The 6,568-nt window shown below is 42.8% G+C and carries 7 protein-coding genes; all 7 read left to right on the forward strand.

Features of this window, described 5'->3' with window-relative positions:
* The first annotated feature begins 80 nt into the window (after positions 1-80).
* The 7 genes from IM322_RS08800 to IM322_RS08830 all read left to right on the forward strand — a co-directional run bounded on the left by IM322_RS08800 (position 81) and on the right by IM322_RS08830 (position 6,369).
* The gene (locus IM322_RS08800) at positions 81-167 is read left to right on the forward strand and encodes a PEP-CTERM sorting domain-containing protein (RefSeq protein ID WP_287673842.1); all 87 of its coding nucleotides are present in this window, start codon (positions 81-83) and stop codon (positions 165-167) included.
* A 536-nt stretch (positions 168-703) separates the two neighbouring features.
* Positions 704-1,159 (forward strand): hypothetical protein, encoded by a 456-nt coding sequence (locus tag IM322_RS08805; RefSeq protein WP_287673831.1) that lies wholly within the window; start codon positions 704-706, stop codon positions 1,157-1,159.
* Positions 1,146-1,472, forward strand: a complete 327-nt coding sequence (locus IM322_RS08810) for a hypothetical protein (RefSeq protein ID WP_287673833.1) — start codon at positions 1,146-1,148, stop codon at positions 1,470-1,472. Before IM322_RS08805 ends, IM322_RS08810 begins: the two co-directional genes overlap by 14 nt.
* Before the next feature lie 595 nt (positions 1,473-2,067).
* A complete protein-coding gene (gene ilvD, locus IM322_RS08815; protein WP_287673835.1) occupies positions 2,068-3,753 on the forward strand; it encodes a dihydroxy-acid dehydratase in 1,686 nt (561 codons plus the stop codon).
* 121 nt (positions 3,754-3,874) lie between these two features.
* Positions 3,875-4,735, forward strand: coding sequence for a tetratricopeptide repeat protein (locus tag IM322_RS08820; protein ID WP_287673836.1), 861 nt, complete (start codon positions 3,875-3,877; stop codon positions 4,733-4,735).
* Positions 4,736-4,979: 244 nt separating this feature from the next.
* Positions 4,980-5,414: a ferritin-like domain-containing protein gene (locus IM322_RS08825; protein WP_002731529.1), complete on the forward strand. Its 435-nt coding sequence runs from the start codon at positions 4,980-4,982 to the stop codon at positions 5,412-5,414.
* A gap of 34 nt (positions 5,415-5,448) precedes the next feature.
* Positions 5,449-6,369 carry an FTR1 family iron permease gene (locus tag IM322_RS08830; protein WP_287673837.1) on the forward strand — a complete coding sequence of 307 codons (921 nt, stop codon included), beginning with the start codon at positions 5,449-5,451 and terminating at the stop codon, positions 6,367-6,369.
* Positions 6,370-6,568 lie beyond the last annotated feature (199 nt).

The following is a 6,568-nucleotide window of genomic DNA, read 5'->3' on the forward strand; positions in this document are numbered from 1 at the left end:
TAGTTGATGTGGATAAGACAGGGGGAGGAGATAACACTATCAATTCGGCTTTATTAGTTGATAATATCAAGCTTACCAATATGGCCAAAGTTCCTGAACCTGATACTCTTTTGGGACTATTATTAACTCTAGGATTAGCCATCAAGTGCAAGCGCCAGAATTGTTAACAGTCCCAGGAAATACTAAATAGACATCTCCAAAAATTATAACCCAGTCATAGCTTGCTTTTGATCTGTGTACTAAATAAATAGTTCGATAGCCAAAATGTATATCTATCGTTTCTAATTCAATTTTACTGAAAAAATATGAGGCAATTAAAATAATTTTTATTCGGATAGATTCCTTAACTAGAAAGACTTTTGGTCTTAAGATAATATTAGGTCGAGGTCTAATGAAGAAAGTGACGGTGATTGATTAATGCTAAATTTTACATTATGCTTAACAAATTGCTTCTGGGGTTCACCGTTAAAATTTACATTACTTCCTTCCTATCAGGTAAATTTTTGGAAACAAGAAGAAGGTTGTAGTTACCAACAACCATTTGCATCTGTAACTGATGTTTATGGAATAACTGGAAGACCATCAGTATTAAATATTAATAATACTACTAATTTTGAATATCTCTTGTTTTACTATCACCCACAGACATCTAAAATTTGTTTTCAAGTGTCCCATTCTTACGGTTAGGTAAAAGTCAACAACCATGAGTGCTAAATTTTGCTTATTAATCCCCTCAAAAATCTTGCGAATTGAAAAGCATTTTGGGCAAAAGCTAGATTCATGGCTGGCGGAAGCTGAGGCGGCAAATATTTCTAATTGCGGTCTGTCTAATTATGCTCTATATAGCTTGTCAGAATTTCAGAAACATCCAGATGTTAATTTAAATTTACCAGATAATATCGGTGATCGCTATTATGTAATAGATTGGGGATTTTATTTTATGTCTGATGCTATCCTGAGAGATTTTTTATCTTGGCTGGCACAAATCTATGTTTATGGAGAAGTGGGAATATTAACATACTGGTCAGATGAACTTAGACGTTTTCCTGCAATTAAAATCACTAATAAATTGAATAATATTAATGATTTATCCGTTAACAAGTTACCTTTAGATGAACTCTTGTTTTTTTCATTAGGAAAAGTCAATGAAACTAGCTGAATTACTTCCTTTAAGCAAGGAACAAAGACAGACACTCATTCGTAATTATCAAATTCTCCGACAAGAAATCGATAAGATTGGTAAAGAGTATGAACAAAAATCTTATGAAGAACTGTTAAGCAAAAATGAACCAACAATTTTAACGGTAACAACGGCTGCGGGTTTCAAACTAACCTTTGTTGCGGAAGCTTACCATTTACAAAAAAATGGGACAATCTGCTTTTGTATTGATGCTGATGGTTTACCAACCCTATTGGGCATCAAGCCATCCTACAATTTCTACAAACGTTCTGATGACTCGGTGTATTACTAAATTAATCCTTTTCTTTCCCAGATGAACAGCCTAATATTATGTCTGGTTGAATAACCGTGATATTCCCAAGGCGCAAACCTGGCACCCCTTGCATCTGCATTGGCGATTGCGTCTTGTTCCACCTTCAAACAATCTCCTTCTCCCCTTGTGCCATGCTCCCCACGGCAGCCAATTGATTTATTCAGCAAACCCTAATTATGGATGCTTTTACCGATAAGCTGTACTGCATTGAAACTGCCCAGAGGAAATTTTAGTACAAATGCTCAAACTTGCTCTTTTGCAGTTCTGGCGCTTCCCCCCCTCCGATACTTTTTATACTAAATCCAGTTATTAAAAACTGATTATTTATTCCCCCTTTTGCATGAGTGCCTGTCCTCATAAGTAGCCTATACTCAACGGATTTAGTATGACTGCTGATTCCTGATGGCTGCCTCCTGTCCCCTGAATAATCCCGCAGTTTTATATTTTCTTTAGAGATGGGCTGTCCTAAAACCTGCTCAGAGCGGCCAAAAGTCAGAAAATAGAAATAAAGGTGCGATTGGAGAACTTGAGCAGCGATCGCACACATCAGCCGCCATTGGAGAAAGATAAAGTTATGGCAGATAACTACAGAAGTCGCATTGTTACCCAAGGTACCCAACGCAGTCCTAATCGGGCCATGTTAAGAGCGGTAGGTTTTGGGGATGAGGACTTTAGCAAACCAATCATCGGCATCGCTAACGGATTTAGCACCATTACCCCCTGTAACATGGGAATTAATGATTTAGCAATGCGTGCCGAAGCAGGAACCAGATTAGCGGGGGGAATGCCGCAACTTTTCGGGACTATTACCATTAGTGACGGAATTTCCATGGGAACAGAAGGGATGAAATATTCTCTCGTTTCTAGGGAAGTAATCGCCGATTCCATTGAAACCGTCTGTAATGGTCAAAGTCTCGATGGAGTCCTCGCTATCGGGGGTTGTGACAAAAATATGCCAGGAGCAATGATTGCCATGGCCCGGATGAATATTCCCGCTATTTTCGTCTATGGTGGCACGATTAAACCGGGGCGCTACAAAGATTGCGATTTAACCGTAGTCAGTTCCTTTGAAGCCGTGGGACAGTACAGCGCCGGTAAAATCAGTGAAGAAGACCTCATCGGAATCGAACGCAACGCTTGCCCCGGCGCCGGTTCCTGTGGTGGAATGTTTACTGCTAATACCATGTCTTCCATTTTTGAAGCCATGGGGATGAGTTTACCCTACTCCTCGACCATGGCCGCCGAAGATGCGGAAAAAGCCGATAGTACTGAAGAATCGGCCAAGGTTTTAGTCGAGGCGATTAGAAAACAGATTCTACCTAGCCAAATTTTGACCCGTAAAGCCTTTGAAAACGCTATTTCGGTAATTATGGCGGTGGGAGGTTCCACTAACGCCGTGCTGCACCTTTTAGCCATTTCCCGCACCATCGGGGTAGAATTATCGATCGATGATTTTGAAACTATCCGGCAGCGTGTACCGGTTATCTGCGATCTTAAACCCTCCGGGCGTTACGTTACCGTGGATCTACATAAAGCCGGCGGTATTCCCCAAGTGATGAAAATTCTGCTGGTTAATGGTTTACTGCACGGGGATGCTCTCACCATTAGCGGTCAGACTATCGCCGAGATTTTAGCCGATATTCCCGACCAACCGCCGTCAGGCCAAGACGTTATCCGTCCTTTTAGCAATCCTGTCTATAAAGAGGGTCATTTAGCCATTTTAAAAGGAAATCTGGCCACAGAGGGGTCCGTGGCCAAAATTAGCGGCGTGAAAACTCCGGTAATCACCGGGCCCGCCAGGGTGTTTGAGTCGGAAGAAACCTGTTTAGAGGCAATTTTAGCCGGAAAAATTAAAGCCGGGGATGTGGTGGTTGTCCGTTACGAGGGACCAGTAGGCGGACCGGGTATGCGGGAAATGTTGGCCCCCACTTCGGCAATTATCGGCGCCGGTTTAGGGGATTCCGTGGGATTAATTACCGATGGTCGTTTTTCCGGGGGAACCTACGGTCTGGTGGTCGGTCACGTCGCTCCAGAAGCGGCAGTAGGTGGTACAATTGCTCTAGTAGAGGAAGGGGATCAAATTACTATTGATGCTCGTCAGCGTCTCTTGAGTTTAAATGTATCTGAGGAAGAATTAGTCCGTCGTCGTGCCAATTGGCAACCGCACCCCCCACGCTATAAAACGGGAATTCTCGGCAAATTCGCTAAGTTAGTCTCCTCTAGCAGTCTCGGCGCTTTAACGGATCTAGACCTGTTCTAAAAGTATAAATAGGAATGGCGGTCAATTGCGATCGCCAGTTCCCCCACTGCCCACCGAACAATCCCACTGATAACTGATAACTGATAAGACTGACGGATGCAATTGTTAGAGATTGATGACTATGACCTATCTATTTACTGTCTATCGAGCGCTCGAATGCCGTCCAGATACCTATCGGGACTGGTATGACCAAGGCAATATTTTAAGAGAAAGAATGGACTATTTTGGAGCCTTAATCAGCTACGAAAAAGCCTTAGAATATTATCCAGATGATTATTGGGCATGGTACAAAAGGGGTATGATACTAGAAGACTTGGGAATGTATGAAGAAGCCGCTCAAAGTTATGCTAACGCCGCACAGGTAAAGGATGATAACTATTGGGCTTGGTACGATCAAGGTTGTGTTTATCTACAAGAATTAAAGGACTACCAAAAAGCGATCGCTTGTTTTCAACGAGCCTTAAGTCATAGTCCGGGGGACTATTGGGCAGCCTACCGGCAAGGAGAGGCCTATCGATTGCTCAAAAATTACGAACGCGCTATCACTTCCTATGATCTGGCCCTAGGGGCGCGACCCCGGGATTATTGGGCCTGGTATCGTCGCGGCGACGCTTTCCGGGATTGGGGCAATCCCCAAGAGGCTTTATTTAATTATCGTACCGCCCTCGATATCCGACCGCAAGATTACTGGTCCTGGTATCAACAGGGTGTGATCCTACAGGAATTACAGCGTTTAACAGAAGCGATCGCCTGTTATGAAGAATCGTTAAAAATCGATCGAGATGATCGCTATGCGTGGTATAATTCCGCCTGCTGTTATGCCGCCCTCGGTCAACAACAAAAAGCGATCGACTGTTTACGGGAAGCTCTAGACATAGAACCGGATATTTGCGGCGAATTAGCGCGTAATAACTTTGTTTTCGATGGTTTAAGGCAAAATGAAACCTTTAATGACCTCTTGAGTTGCTATTCCCCCAGCTAAAATCCTTTTGACTCGATCGCCTCGATTCAGTACCTAGGGTTTGCTGAAAAGGTTTTTTGTGGGGTGTGGGGTTTTAGGCATTTTCAGGGAAAAAGTGCCTAAAATTTCCCCCCGATTGCTCCAATATCTGGCACTTTTTTGACGGCAAAAAAGCCTAAAGATATTAGCCAACAAGGTTTTAAGATTTATTTAGCCAGTCTGGATTAGCTACAATTGCAATGAGAGACAAATTATTGAGAATCTTATGCGAGAACTAGACAGAGACAAAACCATCGAACAACTGAACGAAATCATGGAATTTGAACTAGCGGGAGTTGTCCGTTACACCCACTATTCCCTGATGGTGACAGGGCCCCATCGCATCCCCATCGTCCAATTTTTCCAGACTCAGGCCACGGAGTCCCTCACCCACGCGCAACAAGTTGGGGAAATTCTCACCGGTTTAGAAGGTCATCCTAGCTTAAAAATTGCCCCAATCGAGGAAAGCTATGAACATAATATCAAAGCAATCTTGAGTGAGAGCCTCAATCATGAGAAAAAATCCCTTGATTTGTACAAAGCACTCCTAGAAACCGTCGAAGATGCCAGTATTTACCTAGAAGAATTCGCTCGCGGTATGATCGGACAAGAAGAATTACACAATCTGGAAATTCGCAAGATGCTGCGGGATTTTGCTTAAGCTAGGATCAAAGTTAGAGTTTATCGACTAGCTTATGAATCTCAGTTCCGCTTTACCCACTTTTATTATCACTCTCCGGGAAGGTTTCGAGGCCGCTTTAGTGGTGGGAATTGTCCTCGCTTGTTTACAAAAATCGGGTCGATCGCAACTTAACTCATGGGTGTATCGTGGTATTGGTGCCGGAGTAGTCGCTAGTGTTTTGGTCGGTATTTTGCTAGGGGGAATCCTTTTTCAAGTGGATGCCTCTCCTAGTCCATTCGTACCAATGCTCAAGGAATTACTGGCCGCCACTTTTGGACTGATTGCCGTTTTGATGTTGAGTTGGATGTTAATTTGGATGACTCAACAGGCCAAATATTTGAAATCTGAGGTAGAAAATGCGGTAAAAGCGGGTTTAAAATCGGAAAATGGGGCAGGAAAAGCGATTTTTCTGCTCGTTTTTATCGCTGTCTTGCGGGAGGGATTTGAAACAGTTCTCTTTATCCTGGCCCAATTCCAAAAAGATTGGCAGCTACAAACCTTCGGTGCGATAGCGGGGTTAAGTGTCGCAACTTTGTTGGGAATTCTCCTATTTGCAGGGGGAGTAAAAATTAATATCCGTCTCTTTTTCCAAATTATGGGGACTTTCCTACTCTTAATCGTTGCGGGATTACTCATCGGTGTTTTGAAACATATCGACGCAGGAATCAGTCTTTTAAGTGAAATTGACCCTTTTTATCAAAATTTCTGTCCTTCTCTCCCCTCCTCCTGTCTTCTCGGTTTTCAAGTTTGGGACGGTTCCCAAATTTTGAGCGATCGCACTTTCCCCGGACTCCTCCTCAAATCTCTGTTTGGTTATCGTCAAAACCTCTATATCAGTCAAATTGTTGCTTATATCCTCTTTTTACTGCTTATCGGTGGCCTCTATTTCCAAAGCTTACGACAACGTCCTCAAACAGTGATCAGTAAACAGTAATCAGTGATCAGTAAACAGTAATCAGTAAACAGTGAAAAGATGGCAAGAAACTGCTATTTAGGGTTTGCTGAATAAAGCTAAAAACCTTGTTGGGTAAGACTTTTAGACCTTTTGTCAATTAAAAAGTACTGGATATGGCAGTGATCGGGGGGGAATTTAGGCACTTTTTCCCTGAAAATTAGGTAATTGGCCACCTCAA

It is taken from the genome of Microcystis sp. M109S1 (assembly GCF_020247025.1).
Lineage (GTDB): Bacteria > Cyanobacteriota > Cyanobacteriia > Cyanobacteriales > Microcystaceae > Microcystis.

Excerpts from the sequence above, each read along its gene's own strand:
- IM322_RS08800 (WP_287673842.1), top strand. The coding sequence starts at position 81 with ATGGCCAAAGTTCCTGAACCTGATACTCTTTTGGGACTATTATTAACT.
- IM322_RS08805 (WP_287673831.1), top strand. The coding sequence starts at position 704 with ATGAGTGCTAAATTTTGCTTATTAATCCCCTCAAAAATCTTGCGAATT.
- IM322_RS08810 (WP_287673833.1), top strand. The coding sequence starts at position 1,146 with ATGAAACTAGCTGAATTACTTCCTTTAAGCAAGGAACAAAGACAGACA.
- ilvD (WP_287673835.1), top strand. The coding sequence starts at position 2,068 with ATGGCAGATAACTACAGAAGTCGCATTGTTACCCAAGGTACCCAACGC.
- IM322_RS08820 (WP_287673836.1), top strand. The coding sequence starts at position 3,875 with ATGACCTATCTATTTACTGTCTATCGAGCGCTCGAATGCCGTCCAGAT.
- IM322_RS08825 (WP_002731529.1), top strand. The coding sequence starts at position 4,980 with ATGCGAGAACTAGACAGAGACAAAACCATCGAACAACTGAACGAAATC.
- IM322_RS08830 (WP_287673837.1), top strand. The coding sequence starts at position 5,449 with ATGAATCTCAGTTCCGCTTTACCCACTTTTATTATCACTCTCCGGGAA.